The following is a 19,474-nucleotide window of genomic DNA, read 5'->3' as shown; positions in this document are numbered from 1 at the left end:
TAAAGACTAAAAAGCGTAAGATGAGGCATCAACTTAATGGTGAGAAACCAGAACAGAATTGTTATGATAACTGATCTTTTTCAATTAAGACCTCGTTATGGGGAAGTCGATAAAATGGGCTATGTATACCATGCCAATTATGTAATTTATTGTCATCAAGCACGCAATGAATTATTGCGAAAATTGGATTTAGATGAAGTTAAGTTAGAGGAAAATCAAATAATGTTACCTGTAATTTCTTTTGATATAAAATACAGAAAACCAGCTCACTTTGATGAGTTGATTACCATAAAAACAATTATCAAAGAAATGCCAAAGGTTCGTTTCAGTTTTGAATTTGAAATAACAAATGAACAAAATGAGTTGCTAAGTAAAGCTAAATTAGATGTTGTTTTTGTAGATATTCAGTCTCGTTTGCCTAAAAGAATTCCAAGTTTTATTGAAAAGAAATTAGCTACTTATTTTTAAAATGTAACTGTGTAAAATGATTGATTTTAAAAGCTAATTATTTCTGGTTAGAAACCTATACAGTCTCTTTTTGTAATTGATTTAATAATACAGAGTTAAAAACTGAGACAGTTCTGTGGTATTGCAGTTTATATAAATAAAAAATTAACAAAGTAATTCATTAATTAACCCTTTTTTTTCAGAGTTTTGCAACTGAAAAAATACTAAATATTTACAGATTAAATAATCCGTAAAACATTCTCATTAGAGAAAGCGACGTTGTAATAAACGTTTAAAATAAAGCACTTATGACAAATAATATAGCGATAGAAGATCAATATAAAAGAACTTCTTTATTTGAAAAAGAAAATATTAATTATCTAGTTCATGTTTTAAAGAGATTTAATACGGTACCAAAAATAAATAACATTAATATTATTACTTCTAATACGGTACCAAAAGTTTTTAAAATTGTTCCGAATGAATCGATAATAATTGGTGCTTTATATCTAAGAAACCCAGTTTTGGCATTGGTTTATTTACGATACGGAATAGAATGGCAGCTTTGGTATAAGTCTTTAGATAGTGAGAAGAAAGATACTTCTTTATGTAATATTGCTGCCTTAGAAGTAACTAGAATTTTTTATAAGTTATTACCTAAAGAGGATAAAGAAAAGTTAGAAAATGTTGATTATTTTTTAATTAATTTGATTAAAAATGAAGATAGTTTAAGTGCTGAATCTTTATTAGAGCATGAAGAATTAGAAGCGTTTCATGGATTAAATACAGGAAATAAAATATTTGAAAAATCTTGGAAACCTATTGTTGATAACCTTGCAAAACCTACAGAGTATTTGTTAATGGATGGAGGAGACCATAGATTAAATATTGATGAAATAGCTTTATTAAATAAATATGGTTGCAGACCTTTTCCACGACCAGAAGCTTTTACGTTTGCCTCTTCTACAGCAACTAGTGTTTCTAATTTTGCTTTTGATAAAACAGATAAAGCAAGAAGTATTTTAATTAAGAATAGCTTAAAAAATGGATTTAAAGAAAGTGCGATAGAATTTTCTGAATTATTAAAAAGTAATTTGAGGAAAATTTTTACTTTAAATGACGCTTGCGAAATAATTTTTTCTCCTTCAGGTACAGATTCATCACTTCAAATAGCAGCTATTAGTCAAATTGTTACCGACAAAGAAATTACACATATTTTAGTTGCTTCAGATGAAACGGGTAGTGGAGTACCAGCAGCATTAAAAGGATGTCATTTCGAAAATAATACAGCTTTAAATTTTCCAGTAAACAAAGGCGATAAACTGGAAGGTTTTAGAGACGTCGATTTGATTAAAATTCCGTTTAGAGATGAAAAAGGAGCATTAAAATCAACTGAAAAATTAGATGCAGAAGTTTATACCGCAATTACAGAAACTCATAAATTAGGAAGACAGGTTGTATTGCATGTGATGGATCATTCTAAATTAGGGTATCAGTCACCTAGTGTAAAAATGATGCAAGAAATAGATGATCTTAAAGACCTTTCATTGCAAGTAATTATTGATGCTGCGCAGTTAAGATTAGATCCTACAGACATTCAGAATTATTTAAATAAGGGATATATTGTTAGTATTACTGGAAGTAAATATTTTACAGGACCTCCGTATTCTGGAGCATTAATTTTTCCGGAATGTGTGAGTCAGCAAATTACTGATGCCAAAAAGAAGTTGCCTAAAGGATTAACGCAATATTTTAATCATTCTGATTGGCCAGTTAATTGGTTTTGTTCTAAAGAATTATCGGACGGATTTAATTATGGATCTTATATGCGTTGGAATGCTGCAATTGTAGAGATGGAAAGATATTATAAAACACCTATTTTATATAGAAATATGGGGATAGAAATGTTTTGTAATTTTGTAGAAGATTCTATTAAAGAGGCTGCTTTCTTAGAACCTGTTTATGGTTATGAGTCTAATTTAAATACAAATAATAACGAAGAATTTGGAATAAGAAATATCCGAACTATTTTTCCTTTTTTCATACTTAAAAATAAAGAAGTTTTACCTGTGGATAAGGTAAAGAAACTTTATACACTTTTAAATTCTGATCTTTCCAATAAATTTGAAGGAGCTCCTTTAGAAGTTGTAAGACTTGCAGCACAAAAATGTCATATTGGGCAGGCCGTAAACGTAAAGTTTGAAGACGATATACAGAGTGCAGTTTTAAGAATTAGCTTAGGTGCTAGAGTAATTTCTGAAAGTTGGGTAAATAGAGATATCAGTCTTTATTTTAGAAATATTGAAGCACAATTGAGTCAGATTACTGTAATTATCAAAAAAATAGAATTGATTCTTAATACTCCAGAATTATTGAAATAATTTTTTAATGTATTAAACCATTACTTTGTGATTAAACTTACAGGGTAATGTGTTTGTTGTACCAATTTAACTTTATTCTGTCATCGCTAAATCAATTGAAAATCTAAATGTCTTCCTGAGCTTGTCGAAGGACATTCTGTAACCAAAATAAAGTACTCAAAAGCTACGGAGAGACATGTTGTTTTTATAATTATAATAGTCAAAAACTAAAAAAGTATTTTAAAGCGACTTTAAATAGTTAAGTTGGTAATATTTTTATAACCCTGACTTATTTTAATACCAAAATCGTTTACTTTTTTCCAGTTTGTAAATTCTATTGGTTCTTTAGATTTTGTAGGCCCATCAGTTAATCTCATAATTAATTTAATCATAATCCTGTCAATTAATGAATATGATTTATAATCTAATTTTCCGGCAAACACTTCTAATAAATCAGGAGTCCAGTTTATCTCTTTTATAAATTTAATGAGATAAGGATTTGTAGAAGGAGTATTTTTATCTTCTTTTCTTGCAACCAAATTAACGGAGAAAAAAGCCGTTTTTACCTCTTTAAGCTGCGCTTTGTTTTTTAAGATAAAGTCATAAACTTGTTTGTTGTGTTTTCCGTATCTAATGCTTGCTCCAATTATTAAAGTGTCAAATTCAGGTAAATTACCATTAAAATTCTCAATTGAAAATAGTACTGATTTTATTTGATCTTTCTTGAAATGAGCACTTAGTTCTTCACAAATTTTTTTTGTTTGTCCGTCTATAGAAGAGTAAATAATTCCGATTTTTCTTTCCATAACATTCTTTTGCCACTTTGCTTTTAATTATTACTTTATTACAGCAAAATGTTCCTGTTTTACAGACTACTAATTTACAAAATTCAGTGGAGTTTTTTGTTATTTAAAAATAAAGAAGCACTTTCTGTAGATAAAGTAAAAAAGACTCTACTCGTTGTTAAACTCAGGCCTTTCTAATAAGTTTAAAGGAGCTTCTTTAGAAATATAGAAGCACAAATGAATGAAATTACTGTAATAATAAAAAAGATAGAATTGATTCTTAACAATCCAGAATTGTTGAATTAAGAGCATTATTCTGATCTAGGTTCAATCTTTAATGATTTCCATATCCTTAAGATTATCCGTCTATAAGACTATAATATATGTGTATAGGTTGACCTTTTTTTAGATTACCTCTTTTAATTACGTGATTTCAAATGTCAGTAAAAATAAAAATCCCGATTCAATTGAATCGGGATTTTTTGTTAAATAGGTTTGGGGGCCTAACTGCGATTAAAAAAATTTTATTACTATTCTAGGATATACTTATATTATTAGTGCTTTTTGCTATGCCCTTGTATTCTTGTAAGCTAATGCCAATAGAAATGCAAAAAACTATTTATAAGCACTTGTTGTTTCGTTTCTTAGGTTTTAAAGTTTTTAGAACTACTAGATAACAATATATTGTACAATTTGAGTACAAAAAGAGTTGACTGACGGTATACCGTTAATTTCTTATAAACTTAAAACACTCAAATAAATTATAAGTACCACCCAAGCCGAAGCAGATCTAAATTAGTAATATTTTTGAGGTAATAATATAAATATAAATGATTGTCTTGTAAATTTAGAAGTCAAGTTTACACTTATCTAAAACTAAAAAAACATCTTCTATTTTATTTTTAAAATAGAAGATACTTTACACTAAGGAACTACTACTTTATTTGATATTCATATTTAAAGAAAATATTGATATTAAAGTATTACCAGTACTTCCAGTTAGTCGTTTTCCCCAAATTTCTATATAGTCATTTGGAGCTAGCTTTACAGTACCGGAAATAGCGTTACTAGAAATATCTGATGTATTATTAACACGCATTAAAGTATTTGTTTCCGTTAAAGTTTCTGAACCATTTTTTCTAATAAAAAATGCATAATAATTACCAATACTATTATCACCTCTAACAGACAGAGTTGCATTTATTTGAAACGTTCTTGTTTTTTGTCCTAAATAGGTTAATCTATTATCTTGAGGAGAAGACATTCTTAATAAATTAACTGCAGTTGTTGAGTTTGTACTACTATTTCCTGACAAATTTATTGGGATATAATTAGATAGGCTTTGCCCAAATCCATTAGTAATACTTCCGTTATAATAAATATTACCAGATGCCACTTGGTCTGATTCTACAGGTAACCCAGGGCAATCTACGGTCCATGCATTATTAAAACTATATCCTGAATAAGACCCAACGGTATATTTTTTTACATATTGAGTACTAGTACCACTAAAACTGGCACCTGTTAATATACCTTTCCCTACTGTGGGATTAGAACTCACATCTAAACCAATAGCAGCTCCATTTAACTCTGAAAATCCACCTTGTTTTTCTACAATGTCAAAAGTTCCCGTTAATGTTTCATAGGTTCCTGAGTTGTTAGAGAACCAACCAATATTACTTAATAACAAATCTGAAATATTACTATATGTTATTCCTGTGGTATTTCCAGAAAACTGAACGATACTAAAAAATACGAGTCCATAGCCATCAATAGTACCTATAGAAGCAGAATTAACAACAATAGAATCTCTAAAAACAAAACTATAAGTGCTATTACCTGTCATATTAAAAATAGTTCCTCCAGAAGCCTTTAGCGTTAAGCTTTTTATTGTTCCTCCCTTAGAACTTACAAACATAGTTCCTCCAGAATTTACTAATATATCTTCATTAGTATCTAAACCAATTAAATAGGCATTATTTAAATCGATGGAATGTGCTAAAGTAACTGTTCCGTTTATTTCATATAATGTATTGGTGGTTAATAAATACTTATTGCCGCTGCCAGCTGCAAGTTCTTCGCTTAAGTCTGCTGCAGATTTGATTATTTTATGATTTACTCTAGAAGCCGACTCTGACTTCATTTTTACCCAAGTACTTGATTGATAAAAATAAAATGCATTTTCAGAAATATCGTAGACTAACAAACCATTAGCAGGGGTTGTTATTGCTACTCTTTCTGCTGTTGTCATTCTTGGTGCTAACATACCCTTTTCTGTAGAACTAATATCTAACATAGAGGAAGCGTCTGGTGTTACTGTACCTATACCAACTTGAGAGAAGGCGTTATAGTTAAAGCTAATAACCGTTATTATTGTTAATATGGCTATTTTTAAGTTTAAATTTTTCATAATTAATAATTTAATATTTTTTTAGTTAATTTGCCGTTACTCGTTTTTATATTTGCTATATAAATTCCTTTGCTTTGGTTAAACGGTATTTGCAGCTTATCTTTATTGTTTAGATTTTTATTTCTGCCTAAAACTTCTTGCCCTAGAACGTTGAATATTTTTATGCTTTCTATTTTAACTCTAGCGGTATTATTCAGTACAATGTGTTTATTACCATCATAAAAAACACCTATACTCAAGAGTTTATCATCGGAAACCGATAAAGATTCTTGGGGTAAAAAAACTAAAGAGTACCTATCTAAATACTCTCCTATTGGTAAATTCACTTGAAAGTTGGAATCGCTTAAATTATGTGTAGTGTTTAAAACATTGTCTTTTAAATAAATGGTGTTTTCAAAATTATCTACTTCATCAATCATAATTTCATGAGAACCAGTTTCCGAAATAAATAATCCTAAAGGAAACTCTAATGCTTTATTAAAATTATGAACACCTTGAATAGCGAACGTATTATTTAAGTCGTTGTCAATTACAAAAAATAGATCGTCTGCTCTGTTGTCAATTATTATGGCATCATAGCCAAAATTATAGTGAATATCTGCACTAGTATCTGGTAAAAAAGCCAAAAGTAATTGTCTATGAAATCCTTCGGGATCTTGATAGCCTAATCTGATGTATTGATTATCAGCACCAATCGCTTTATTTTCTTTTGTATTTACTTCTGTGTCATCAGCTCTATAAAAATGGGCATCTTCTGAAGATTCTGTTTTAAATGCCCTTTGCGAATTATTAAAAACAATAGACCCGTTTGCATAGCCAGAAACAAAAAAACCTTGAGCTACTGATACATATTGTGAAGGTGGTGCTACACTAGAGGAATTACCTAAACCTCCTGGGGACGATAATGCAATCGATGGAGGTGTGCCTCCAGATAAATTACGCATAGCATAACCACCTAAATAAGTTGTTTTATTATGTGAGGTTGAACCTCCATCTACCCAAAAATAAAGCGTATCAAAAAGCAATATGTTATCATTAATAAATTGATCTGCATCTAAAGCAGAAGGATATGGGTTGCCTAACAAAGATTCTTCTCCAGAATTTATTGGCACTATATACTCGCCATTATTTGGTGCGCCATAATAGGTGTAATTTTGATCTACCAAAAGCGTATTTGTTCCTTTCATAATATAGCCTTCACCAGGATTTAAACCACTATTATTATTTAAAGAAACCCAGCCACCGCTTTGTAAGTATTTATAAATCCATCTGGTGTTTATGGTCAATGCAGTGTTGACGTTATTGCTACCATCGACTACCGATGGTGAGCCATTGTATGGTGAACCAGAGCTAAATAACATTTCCTGCGGATTAAATGGATTAATACTAGCATCTGTACCATCAAACTTGCCACTTACTAAAGAAAATACACCACTATTATTTATTGGTGACGACCAGTAATTAAACTTATAAGCCGAGGCGTATCCTTGTTGGTCTATTAAAACCTTACCAGAGCCTATTGTATTTGCGTCTGCACCTACATGTGTTTGAATAAGTTGGGCTTCACCAGTTAACCGAACATCTCCACTCCTTAAATTTAAGGAGTTCACTATATTTAAAGCAAAACCATCTGCTACAGATACTCCTTTTGTATTTGTCGCTGTTATATCTATTTCTAGATTATTAAAATTAATAGCTTTTGAAGTACCCGAAATAGTTACTAATGGGTTTGTGATGCTTTTAAAATACGTGGTTCCTGATGCGGATGTCGTGGTTCCGTTATTTATAAAATTATTGTTTAAATAAAGGTTTCCGTTGCTTTTGTGGGTTCCAGTACTTTTATTCGTGTATTCGTTTTTAAAATACACATCTGTAGATGCTGTAATCTGCAATATGCCTTTATTTACTATTTGTGCATAACTGCATAAAAAGTTAAATAGAAGCAGGCAGTAAAAAAGAAAGTGTTTACTTCTCATGGATTAGGGGGTTGGGGGTTAGTACTATGTATGGCAGATTGCCATAGTTAATTTATAGTAAAAAAGGTTTTACCATAAATTAGTTAAGCTAGTTATATACTGTGTTGTAGTTAGTATAATAGCGCACTGCAGCTTAAAAGGTTTTTAAAAACTGCATCTGGGGGAATTGATGTTTGCATAAAATTTTGAAGGAATAAAAATGGGGGATTAAATAATAAGAATTAACAAAGAAAGTGTATCAAAGCACTTCCTTCTTCATTTTTTGATTTATTAGCTAGAAAATTAAAGGAAGTATTAAAACCAATAGTTTTCCATTGTTATTATTATGTTTTAAAAACAGATTTCAATTTAAATGCCAAAAATCATTTAAAAACAAAAAAAAACACAAAATAATGATTTTCAGTTGTTTGTGGGTGTTATTTGTTTTTTAACGGATAAAGGTAAAATTGCTATACCGTGTAGGTTTTAGATGAGATGCATTTATTCACGGTATTCCGTTAATTTTATTTATTTTTTTATGTTCAGTTTGGTCATTCTATCGCGTAAGGTACTTGCTTTTAAATTTAATACAACTGCAGCTCCATGAGGTCCACTAATTTTCCATTTACATTGTTCTAGTACTTGTATGATGTGATTACGTTGTACAGCATCTAAACTTAAGTTTTTATTATTGATTGGTTTTGCTTTTTGTATAGAAGACTCAAAACCTGGGATAGCCAGTGTATCTGTGTTTGATAAAATAGAGGCTCGCTCAATTAGATTTTCTAACTCTCTAATATTTCCGGGCCATTTATATGCTTTTAACTGACTCATTGCATCATCCGTAATATACTTAATACTTTTTCCGTAAGCTTTATTAAATTTATCTACAAAATGTTCTATCAGTAAAGGAATATCATCTTTTCTACCTCTTAAAGGAGGTACTTCTATTGGAAACACATTTAAACGGAAATATAAATCTTCCCTAAACTCCTTTTTTTCAATAGCGTCTTTTAGATTTCGATTGGTAGCAGCAATAACTCTAACATCTAATTTTTTTAATCCTGTGGTGCCACCAACAACTTCAATTTCTCCCTCTTGTAAAAATCTTAATATTTTAGGTTGCATATCTAATGGTAGCTCTCCTATTTCATCTAAAAACAAAGTTCCTTTATCTGCTAATTCAAATTTTCCTATTTTATCACTAATTGCACCTGTAAAAGACCCTTTTTTATGTCCGAACAATTCACTTTCAATTAGTTCTCTAGGAATTGCAGAACAATTTACTTTAATTAATGGCTTATTGTTACGTAAACTAGTATTATGAATAGCTCTGGCTAGCAATTCCTTTCCTGTTCCAGATTCTCCTAAAAGCAAAACTGTAGCATTTGTTGGTGCTACCTTTTCTACTTCTGTTAAAACATTACTAAACTCATTACTACCATAAATCATTTCTTCATAGTTAAATACTAGATCTAACTCATTTCTTAGGTATACATTTTCTTGTTCTAATTGGTTACGTAAACGATGTAATTCCTTATTGGCTATTGTAAGTTGATTGTTTGCTAAAACAGATGATTTTTCTGCCAATTTTCTTTCTGCACTCTGAATCATTAAAGACACTAAGTTAGCAATAGAAGTTGCAAATTCTTCTTCATCTGTAGTCCATAGATGTGTATTATCTACTTCTTCGAAACATAAAATTCCGTAGACTTCATCGATACCTTGAATAGGAATACTTAATTTAGATTTTATATTTAATGGAATAAGATAATCTTTAAGAAACCCTGCTGAAAGTTCATGTGTTAAGGCATGGGAAGCGGTAACTATTGTATTTTTTATTAAGGTATCAAAAAATCTTTCGTTTCCTATTTTACTAAGTACTTGTCCGCTTTCAAAATCATCACTTTTTCGAGTGTATAATTTTTCGCAGATCATTGCAGTTTTTTGTTTATTAAATTTATGAATACTTCCTCTTTCTATATTTAATGTTTTTGCAGAAAGTGCAGTAATTTTATTTAATGCGTCTTTATAGTCTGAACCTACTAGGCTAGCTAGTTCAATAATAACATTTTTTCTTTCTAATGATTTTTTGGCATTATCTTCTAAAACTCTCTTTGCTTTTTCTTCTTCAGAGATATCTTTAATGGTTGTAAAAATAGCTATTACATCTCCATTATCATTTTTAATAGTACCCGATAAAAAAGAGGCCAAAAATGGTGTGCCATTTTTCCTCACTAATTCTAATTGAAAGAAAGGGGCTTCTTCTTTTGCTACTTTTTCTTTTAATTCCTGAATTTTATCGTAGTTTTCTAAATTAGAAAAGGGATGTGGAAACTCTAAACCAATAAGTTCTTTTTTTGAGTAGCCAAGAAGCTTACACAAAGAATCGTTTACTTTAATAATGTTACCAGACATGTCAAGAATTAGTAAGCCTTCTTGCATAGACATAACTAGCTTGTCATTAAATTCTTTAGCAAGTTTTAAGTCTGTTTCTGCTTTTCTGCGTTCGGTAATATCTTGCATGGTACCAATTAACTTTATGGCATTTCCTTCCTTATCAAAAATCCACTCTCCTATACCATGTATCCATATTTCTTCTTTTGTATTAGGCTTCAACAGCCTATATTCTTTATTAAATCTTACATTACTTCCAATGCCTTTTTTAAAATAATTTAACATCTCGTCCTTCTCATCCGGATGAATAAGATGGCTCCAACTTTCTATTGTTTTTACATAGGACTCTGGGAAACCAAAAATATTATTCAATACTGCAGAACCTTCCCAGATACCAGTATTTAAATCTAATACATACGAGCCAATATTGGCAACTGTTTGAGATTGCCTTAAATAGTATTCACTTTCTTTAAGCTTTCTTTCTGCTTCCTTACGTTTCGTTACATCACGAGCAATGGCAAGTATTTTACCGTCTTTTTGAAGTTTTGCAGACACTTCTACATCTAATAGGGACCTGTCTTTTCGTTTAAGTTTTCTAGCAAAAATTACAGCTTCTCCTAAAAGTAATTTATTGTGATTCTTTGCTTTATGCATGAAGTCTCCAACAATTAGATCTTGAATTTTTAATTTTAAAAACTCACTTTTGGTATAGCTTAAATTTATATAAGTTGCTTTATTGAAGAGGTGTATTTCTCCATCTAAAGAGTAGGAAATGATAGCATCGCTAGCTTGATCTATTAATGCTATATAAGACTCATCTTTCTTTTTTATTTCTGCTTCAATTAAAGATTTTTCAATGGCTATGTATACTAAATTTACCGTAAAATTAAGTTCGTGAATATCTTCTAGAGACGGAGCCTTTATATGCTTACTATATATAGCAAAAGTACCTAACACTTTTTTGTCTTTTGAGAATATTGGAATAGACCAGCAAGACTTTAAATGGTGTTTTAATGCAAGGTCTTTATAATCTAACCACAACTTATCTGTACTTATGTCTGCAACAATCACGGGTTTTTTAGTAAATGCAGCAGTGCCACAAGAACCAGCACTTTTACCAATTAAAAGCCTTTTTATAGCTAAACTATAAGATATCGGTAGGGAAGGTGCAGACTCTAGATTAAGGTGTTTACCATCTTCATCTAACAAACTAATAGAGCCAATATAATCTGGGTATATAGATTGAAAATTTAAAAGTAATTGATCAAATATTTCGTTTAAAGGAGTGTTTACAGAAATTAAATCTAAAATTTCATTTTTATGTATTAATAATTTCTGTGCCTTTTCTCGTTCTAGAACTTCATTACCGAGATCTAAACTTTTTTGCTCTAACTTATTAATGAGTCGCTCACTATAGAGTTTTAAAACCTCATTTTCAGAAATCTTTTCTTTTTTTACTCGCTCTTCATGCTCTTCTTTATTATTAAAAATATGGTTTACGGTTAAAAGTAATTCGTCGTGGTCAATTGGTTTTCTTAAAAATTGCGCAGCCCCTAATTTTAAGCCCAATTCTTCATCGGAACGTTCTGTGTAGGTTGAGGTATAAAAAACAAACGGAATACTTTCAAACAACTTTTCTTTTTGGCATGCTTGACAAAACAAGTACCCATCCATAATAGGCATTAAAATATCTGAAATAATAAGATCTACATTACTATTTTTTTGTAGTTTTTCTAATCCTTCACTACCATTAGTTGCTTCAAGTACGTTATAACCTTCTTCTTTAAGGATTACTCTAAGTAAGTAGAGGTTTTCAAAAGTATCATCTACTATTAAAATAGTCTTTTTATTCATTTTTTATTTTGTCTTAATAATGCTTTTCATTTGATTTACAAAGGTATCTGGATCTATGGGTTTTTCTAAATAGCCATTCGCTCCTGCCTCTATTGCTTTTTCTCTATCGCCCCCATAGCATAGGATGTAACTGCTATGATAGTTGTATTTGTAGGTAGGCCGTTATGTCTTAGTTTAGTACATATTTCATAACCATCCATATCTGGAAGTTGAATGTCTATTAAAATAATTTCAGGATTATTTTCATTTGCAAACTTTAGGCCATCTAATCAATTATATGCTTTAATTATGGTATAATTATTTTGATTAAGCAAAAAAGATAACATATACATGTTCTGCTCGTTATCTTCAATTATTAAAATAGTTTGTTTCATAAAATAATCTACATAGAGTTCTTATTACCAAATGCTTCAATTATAAATATACTAAAATTAAATAAATTATTAAATTTTTAGGTTTTTAAGAGGTTATTTGTTTTCATCACTATTTGAAGGTAGTGTAAATGTAAAGTTACTTCCTTTATCTATTTCACTTTGCACTTTTATTGTTCCGCCTAATTTCTCGACTAAACTTTTGCAAATTGCCAAACCTAGACCTATGCCTTCATGACTTCTACTTAAACCTCCCTCTAGTTGTATAAATGGCATAAATAATTTATTAAGATCTTTTTTATCCATACCAATACCTTGATCAATTACCTGAGTAATAATTAAATTATCTACCACATCTACCTTAATTAGTATTGTGCCGTTATATGAAAATTTTATAGCATTAGATAGTAAATTAAGTAATACCTGCTCTACTCTTCGTTCATCACTATTTATAGTTATATCTATTTCAGAAATTTCTGAATTTATGGTAAGTCCTTTTTTAGATGCCTGTGGTAACAAGAAATTTATTGTTTTTTCTAAGGTCTTTAAATAATTAAAAGGATAATAAGATACTTTTAATTTTCCAGCTTCTATTTTAGAAATATCCAATACATCATTAATTAAGCTTAATAGGTGTTTACTACTGTTTTTAACCATAGACAGTTGTTTTTTTTGATCTTGGTTTAGTGGTCCTGGATATTCTTTTAATAATATTCCTGTAAAACCAATTATCGAATTCATTGGTGTTCTTAATTCATGCGACATGGTTGCTAAAAAGGCAGACTTCATTAAATCTGCCGACTGCGCTTTTACTTTTTCTTTCTCTAGTTGAGTCGATTGAAAATTTATATCCTCTAGAAGGTTTAGCAAGGCTTCTTTACTATCATGAAGCTCTTTGGTTCTTAAGTCCACTTGTTTTTCTAAATCGTATTTATAAACTAGTAATTTTTTTTCGTAATTAATTCTTTCTGTAATGCCTGATGCAATACCTATATAGCCATACATGTTATTATTTGCATCTACAAGTTTAACAGCTTTTGCTTGAAGCCAAGTAATTTTACCTTTTTTATCTTGAAATCTAAGTTCTGATTTAAACTCGGTATCTTTTACAATGGTTTCTTGCCATTCTTTAGTTACTCTGTCTCTATCATCGGGATAAATTGCCTTTTGCCAACCAAAACCACAAGCTTCGGCAAGATTTATTCCAGAATACTTTGTCCATTCTTCATTTACATACGTAAAAGCACCAAGCTTATCTGTATTAAAAATAGCAACTGGCGCGTTAGAAGTAAGACTACGATACAACAATTCACTTTTTTCTATTTGTGCGCTAGAGGTTTCATGAACTAATTTTAATTGTGCTTCTTGTTCTAGTAATTTCTCTTTAATTAGTTCGTTTAGACGTATAGATTGCCCTGTGAAATACCAAACGCTCCAGCCGCCTAAAAAGGTAATAATTAAACCAAATATAGCAAAACCTATTGCTATATCAAATGTTTTTGTTGTTGGTATTACATATAGTTTCCATTCACCAGATGATATTTCTATGGGAACAGCATATTCTTTAAACAACGTTACATCTTCATCTAAAAAATAATTTTCTTCACCTGTTACGTTATTTACTTTTGATAATTGATAAGTATAACTATTATCAAGAACGGTATCTATATTTAAATCATTAAAAAAAGCAGATAAGGTAGTAACTACGGCAGAAAACCCTAAGAATTTGTTCTCAATAAAAATAGGCTGTCTGCTAACCATACCGACACCACCTTGTTTTAAACGAATTGGACCAGCAATAAAAAAATCTTTCTTTTTTATAGTAGCTAGCGCACCACTACTAGTTTCAATGCTTTTTATAATATTATAACCAATTACTTCATTATCTTTTAACGGATAAACATGTGTAATAGCACCATTACTATCAACAAGTTCTACAACGTTAAAATATTTGTTTCTATCTAATAACTCTATAGCTATGTTATCAAAATCGTTTGGCACTCCATTTCTTTCAACAATGTACTCTAGTGTTTTTGTTGCAGAGTAGCTATACATTACTAAGGTTTGTAGTTTTTCTTTAATTAAATCTACTCTATTATTTACTTCTTTTTTTTGCTCATTTTCATTTAATAAATACTTTTGATACGCTATATATTGCGTAACTACAAGTAGTACTATAAAAGTTATAGAACCCAATACAATAGGTTTTTTAAAAAAAGAATAAAAAGCACTACGTTTCATATTTAACAAAGTTAAAAGGTTCTTTTTATGTTTTTATTAATTTTATTCATCATTTTTTAACTTCAATTCTTTAATTACCTTTTTCAGTTCCTTCATTCTTAACTCTCTTCCAATAAATAGTTTATTCATTCATTGTAGTTTAGTGTTTTTAGAATTAACCACCTCATTTCTAAACTTAACTAATTCTATTTTGGCTTTTTTACGTTTTGTGATATCTTTAATAATTCCAATTAATAATTTACGATTAGTATCCTTAATTGATCTTATTAGCTAAATTAATTTTATATTATATGTAAATTGGACAATAATCTGACCTTCCTATCTATGATTGTTTTGTTTCAGATAAATATTTGGTGGTTTTTTAAAAAATCTTTTCAGTTTTACAGCTCTTTAAGTATAAAAAAGAATAGTGTCAACTTGTTTTTTTTTCAGTTGATTATAGGTTATTTGAATATTGGATGGCAAAAGAATGATTCACTAGAGTTAAATATTTATAAGATTATTCACTCCTCATCAAAAGTAGCCGTAGGACAAAATAATAAATCTGTAGGGTTGTCAATTTCATATAAATACTCATACCCTTTAGACTCTTTTTTGCAAAAAGGCTCCAAAAGTCTTGCCATATTTGTAAACCCTTCTAGGGTTAAAATGCAGAAAAAAGTTTCGTTATCTTTGGTTAAAATTCCTTCATCAGTTTTAAATAACCCGAAGATTAAATTGCAATTACGTGGCGTTATAAAATCTAAGGTAGCTAAATCTAACTTTTGTTTTTTATCAATAATGGTATCTACAATTAAGTCTCTAAATAGAATTGCTTCTGCTTTGTCAAAATTGTACAAACGAACAATATTCTGATCGTGTCCGTCTATGTTTTCAATATAATCTAATTCCATTTTAGGGTGTTTTAATAAGTTTCTCTACAAGTTTTAGTAGAAAGTGAGGTGTAAAGAATAATTGATGAAAATAGTTTAAACTTCCTTCATCACTAAAAATAATATCTTTTTATCTTTTTCTGATAATTCATGAGATACTTCATCTGAGTTAAAATGAAGTTTAAAAGAATAAATAGCATTTTTTATATTGCTAGTATTATAGCCAATATATTTTAATGCCAAAGTAGTATCAAAATCTACCGGAAGTGTTACCGTTTTTAAATCTTCTTCATCATACCAAATTCCAAAACCACTTTCTGCTAATGATTTCCAAGGAAATAATGCACTAGGATCTGTTTTTCTTCCAGGAGCAATATCAGAATGACCAATAATATTTTGCGCAGGTATTTTATACTTTGTAGACAGTTTTTCTAGTAAGGAAGTCAAGCTATTAATTTGAGCATAAGAAAAAGGTTCTGTACCGTTATTATCTAATTCAATACCAATAGAAGAACTGTTTATGTCGGTGTTTTTACCCCAACTTCCATTACCAGCATGCCAACCTCTAACCAGGTCGTGTAGCATTTGTGTAATGGTTCCATCATCGCAAATTACGTAGTGAGAGCTTACTTGTGTACGCTCTAAAGCAAAGGTTTTATAGGTTTGCATACAGCTATCTTGAGCCGTGTGATGTATGACAACAATATTAGGTTTTCTCAAATTAAAATTCTGAGATTCTATAACTTTAGTCGTTCTGTTTCCTATGGTGTCTGGGGCAATTTTAACGAGAGATTTTCCGAGTTGTTTTGCCTTTTTGTGATACGTATTTTTAGATACTTGATAGATGTTTTTAGAACACGAAGCAAATAGGGTAATGATGATTAAAAGTCTTAAATATTTCATCGTTTAATTTTTAATGTGCCTGTAACCAGTTTTCTCCAATTCCTATTTCAACATCTAAAGGAACACTCATTTTAAAAGCATTTTCCATTTCGTGTTTAATAATTGGTCTAATAATTTCTAACTCGTCTTTATGCGCATCAAAAACCAATTCATCATGCACTTGTAATAACATTTTAGATTTAAAACCTTCTTTTTCAAAACGATTATGTATGTTAATCATCGCTAGTTTTATAATGTCTGCGGCAGAACCCTGAATAGGAGCATTTACAGCATTTCTTTCTGCACCAGATCTAACCATGGCATTTCTAGAATTGATGTCTTTTAAATATCGACGTCTATTTAAAATAGTTTCTACATAGCCATGTTCTCTAGCAAAATCTACTTGTGCAGCCATGTATGCTTTTAACTTCGGATAGGTTTCATAATACGTATCAATTAATTCTTTTGCTTCACTTCTAGATAAATCAGTTTGATTACTTAATCCGAATGCCGAAACTCCATATACAATTCCGAAATTGACTGTTTTGGCGTTACTTCTTTGTTCTCTTGTAACTTCATCCAACGGAACGTTAAAAACTTTTGCAGCGGTAGAAGCATGAATGTCTTCCCCGTTTTTAAAAGCTTCCATCATGTTTTCTTCTTCACTTAAAGCCGCAATAATTCTTAATTCTATTTGAGAATAATCTGCTGCTAACAACACGTAATTTTCATCCCTAGGAATAAACGATTTTCGAACTTCTTTTCCTCTTTCAGTTCTAATAGGAATGTTTTGTAAATTCGGATTGTTAGAACTCAATCTTCCCGTTGCAGCAACCGCTTGCATGTATTCCGTATGAATTCTTCCTGTTTTAGGATTCACTTCATTTGGTAAGGCATCTACATACGTGCTTTGTAATTTTTTATACTGACGATATTCTTGAATATCTCTTATAATTTTATGATCTTTTGCTAAGAAGGATAAAATATCTTCACCGGTTTTATACTGACCCGTTTTTGTCTTTTTAGGCTTTTTAACCAACTCCATTTTCTCGAACAACACAATTCCTAATTGTTTTGGTGAAGCAATATTAAATTCTTCGCCTGCTTGCTCGTAAATATTTTTTTCAAGTCTGTTGATGTCATCCGTTAAGGCAACAGATAATTCTTTTAAGAAATCGATATTAATGTTAATTCCTTCAATTTCCATGGCGGTTAAAACCGAAACTAAAGGCAATTCAATATCATTAAAAAGAGTAGAAACATTTCCACTTTCTAATTCACCAGTAAAAAGTTGTTTCAATTGAAACGTAATGTCTGCATCTTCCACTGCATATTCAGTCTGATCTGCAACCGGAACAACACGCATAGAAAGTTGATTTTTCCCTTTTTTACCAATTAAATCTACAATAGAAACGGGCTGATAATTCAAATACGTTTCTGCCAACATATCCATATTATGACGCATATCTGGATTGATTAAATAATGCGCAATCATGGTATCAAATAATTTCCCTTTTACAGGCATTTCATAATTCGATAATACTTTAATATCATACTTTAAATTATGCCCAATTTTTTCAATTCCTTCGGATGTGAAAAACGGACGAAATTCTTCTAAAATTGCTTTGGTTTCTTCTTGATCTTCCGGAAAAGAAACATAATATCCTTTACCAACTTCGTAAGAAAAAGCAATTCCGATTAATTCTACTTCCAGAGCTCTCAAACCTGTAGTTTCTGTATCAAAACAAACCGAAGTTTGCTCCATTAACTTATTCAGTAATAATTTTCTAGCAAAAGGCGAATCTATATGTTGATAAAAATGATTCGTATCTTTTATCGATTTAAAACCAGATGCAATTTCTTCTTCAGAAACGCTTCCGCTTCCTGGTGCCGCAAATAAATCAAACTGACCTTCAGGAACTGGAGTTGCTTTTTTAGTTGATGACTTCTCAACTGCATTCGAAGGAACATCTATAGAATTTTCGGCAGAATTTGCTTTTTCAGCATTTTCAATAGCAAAAGTTCTTAAGAAATTGGTTAATAAATTTCTGAATTCTAGTTCGTTAAAAAGTTCTGTTACTTTTTCTTTATCTGGCTGATCTAATTCAAAATCTTTGGCGTCAAAAGTTACAGGAACATCCAGCATAATTGTTGCCAATTGTTTAGAAAGTAAACCTAATTCTCCGTTTGCTTCTATTTTCTCTTTCATTTTTCCTTTTAGCTCGTGTGTATTTGCTAAAAGATTTTCCATAGAACCGTAAGCAGCTAAAAATTTCTTAGCTGTTTTTTCTCCAACTCCAGGTAAACCTGGGATATTATCCGCAGAATCTCCCATCATTCCTAAGAAATCGATGACTTGCTCCGGATTTTCAACTCCAAATTTTTCTTTCACTTCATCAACGCCCCATATATCGTAACCACCGCCAAAACGAGGTTTGTACATAAAAATATTTTCAGAAACTAATTGTGCAAAATCCTTATCTGGCGTTACCATATAGGTTTTGTAACCCTCTTTTTCTGCTTGTTTAGAAAGTGTTCCAATAACATCATCTGCCTCAAAACCTTCTTTTACCATAATAGGAATGTGCATGGCTTTTAAGATTTCTTGAATGTAAGGAACCGCTAACTTTATAGCTTCCGGAGTTTCATCTCGGTTGGCTTTATAAGCTTCAAACATTTCTACTCTGTCTACACTTCCGCCTTTATCAAAACAAACCGCTAAATGATCTGGTCTTTCACGTTTTATTACGTCTAAAAGCGAGTTCATAAACCCCATAATTGCAGACGTGTCTAAACCTTTGCTGTTAATTCTTGGGTTTTTTATAAAAGCATAATATCCTCTAAAAATTAATGCAAAAGCATCCACTAAAAAAACTCTTTTTTGATCTGACATTATATTT

General features: G+C 30.4%; 11 protein-coding genes. 2 read left to right on the top strand and 9 right to left on the bottom strand.

Annotated elements, in window-relative coordinates:
* The first annotated feature begins 63 nt into the window (after window positions 1–63).
* Both WHD08_RS10285 and WHD08_RS10280 read left to right on the top strand, forming a co-directional pair.
* A complete protein-coding gene (locus WHD08_RS10285; RefSeq protein WP_165733861.1) occupies window positions 64–468 on the top strand; it encodes an acyl-CoA thioesterase in 405 nt (134 codons plus the stop codon).
* 287 nt (window positions 469–755) lie between these two features.
* Complete coding sequence (locus WHD08_RS10280) at window positions 756–2,828, top strand: hypothetical protein (RefSeq protein ID WP_208890907.1); 2,073 nt, start codon at window positions 756–758, stop codon at window positions 2,826–2,828.
* A gap of 230 nt (window positions 2,829–3,058) precedes the next feature.
* Here WHD08_RS10280 and hemG read toward each other — a convergent pair whose 3' ends face one another.
* The 9 genes from hemG to polA form a co-directional block, all read right to left on the bottom strand.
* On the bottom strand, window positions 3,059–3,613 hold the full coding sequence (gene hemG / locus WHD08_RS10275) for a menaquinone-dependent protoporphyrinogen IX dehydrogenase (RefSeq protein ID WP_165733859.1): 555 nt from the start codon (window positions 3,611–3,613) through the stop codon (window positions 3,059–3,061).
* Between the two features lie 919 nt (window positions 3,614–4,532).
* Window positions 4,533–6,002: a hypothetical protein gene (locus WHD08_RS10270; protein ID WP_240915503.1), complete on the bottom strand. Its 1,470-nt coding sequence runs from the start codon at window positions 6,000–6,002 to the stop codon at window positions 4,533–4,535.
* Between the two features lie 2 nt (window positions 6,003–6,004).
* The gene (locus WHD08_RS10265; RefSeq protein WP_240915502.1) at window positions 6,005–7,894 is read right to left on the bottom strand and encodes a T9SS type A sorting domain-containing protein; all 1,890 of its coding nucleotides are present in this window, start codon (window positions 7,892–7,894) and stop codon (window positions 6,005–6,007) included.
* Window positions 7,895–8,485: 591 nt separating this feature from the next.
* On the bottom strand, window positions 8,486–12,208 hold the full coding sequence (locus WHD08_RS10260) for a sigma 54-interacting transcriptional regulator (protein WP_165733857.1): 3,723 nt from the start codon (window positions 12,206–12,208) through the stop codon (window positions 8,486–8,488).
* Between the two features lie 89 nt (window positions 12,209–12,297).
* Window positions 12,298–12,423, bottom strand: a complete 126-nt coding sequence (locus tag WHD08_RS10255) for a hypothetical protein (protein WP_290247752.1) — start codon at window positions 12,421–12,423, stop codon at window positions 12,298–12,300.
* Window positions 12,424–12,675: 252 nt separating this feature from the next.
* The gene (locus WHD08_RS10250) at window positions 12,676–14,820 is read right to left on the bottom strand and encodes an ATP-binding protein (protein ID WP_208890908.1); all 2,145 of its coding nucleotides are present in this window, start codon (window positions 14,818–14,820) and stop codon (window positions 12,676–12,678) included.
* Between the two features lie 503 nt (window positions 14,821–15,323).
* Window positions 15,324–15,713, bottom strand: coding sequence for a hypothetical protein (locus WHD08_RS10245; protein ID WP_165734267.1), 390 nt, complete (start codon window positions 15,711–15,713; stop codon window positions 15,324–15,326).
* Window positions 15,714–15,788: 75 nt separating this feature from the next.
* Window positions 15,789–16,595 (bottom strand): N-acetylmuramoyl-L-alanine amidase, encoded by an 807-nt coding sequence (locus WHD08_RS10240; RefSeq protein WP_208890909.1) that lies wholly within the window; start codon window positions 16,593–16,595, stop codon window positions 15,789–15,791.
* 10 nt (window positions 16,596–16,605) lie between these two features.
* Window positions 16,606–19,467, bottom strand: coding sequence for a DNA polymerase I (polA, locus tag WHD08_RS10235; protein WP_208890910.1), 2,862 nt, complete (start codon window positions 19,465–19,467; stop codon window positions 16,606–16,608).
* Window positions 19,468–19,474: the final 7 nt, after the last annotated feature.

The organism is Polaribacter sejongensis (assembly GCF_038024065.1).
GTDB classification, from domain to species: domain Bacteria; phylum Bacteroidota; class Bacteroidia; order Flavobacteriales; family Flavobacteriaceae; genus Polaribacter; species Polaribacter sejongensis.
This window is presented reverse-complemented; position numbering and strand designations above follow the sequence as displayed.

Excerpts from the sequence above, each read along its gene's own strand:
- WHD08_RS10285 (WP_165733861.1), top strand. The coding sequence starts at position 64 with ATGATAACTGATCTTTTTCAATTAAGACCTCGTTATGGGGAAGTCGAT.
- WHD08_RS10280 (WP_208890907.1), top strand. The coding sequence starts at position 756 with ATGACAAATAATATAGCGATAGAAGATCAATATAAAAGAACTTCTTTA.
- hemG (WP_165733859.1), bottom strand. The coding sequence starts at position 3,613 with ATGGAAAGAAAAATCGGAATTATTTACTCTTCTATAGACGGACAAACA.
- WHD08_RS10270 (WP_240915503.1), bottom strand. The coding sequence starts at position 6,002 with ATGAAAAATTTAAACTTAAAAATAGCCATATTAACAATAATAACGGTT.
- WHD08_RS10260 (WP_165733857.1), bottom strand. The coding sequence starts at position 12,208 with ATGAATAAAAAGACTATTTTAATAGTAGATGATACTTTTGAAAACCTC.
- WHD08_RS10250 (WP_208890908.1), bottom strand. The coding sequence starts at position 14,820 with ATGAAACGTAGTGCTTTTTATTCTTTTTTTAAAAAACCTATTGTATTG.
- WHD08_RS10245 (WP_165734267.1), bottom strand. The coding sequence starts at position 15,713 with ATGGAATTAGATTATATTGAAAACATAGACGGACACGATCAGAATATT.
- WHD08_RS10240 (WP_208890909.1), bottom strand. The coding sequence starts at position 16,595 with ATGAAATATTTAAGACTTTTAATCATCATTACCCTATTTGCTTCGTGT.
- polA (WP_208890910.1), bottom strand. The coding sequence starts at position 19,467 with ATGTCAGATCAAAAAAGAGTTTTTTTAGTGGATGCTTTTGCATTAATT.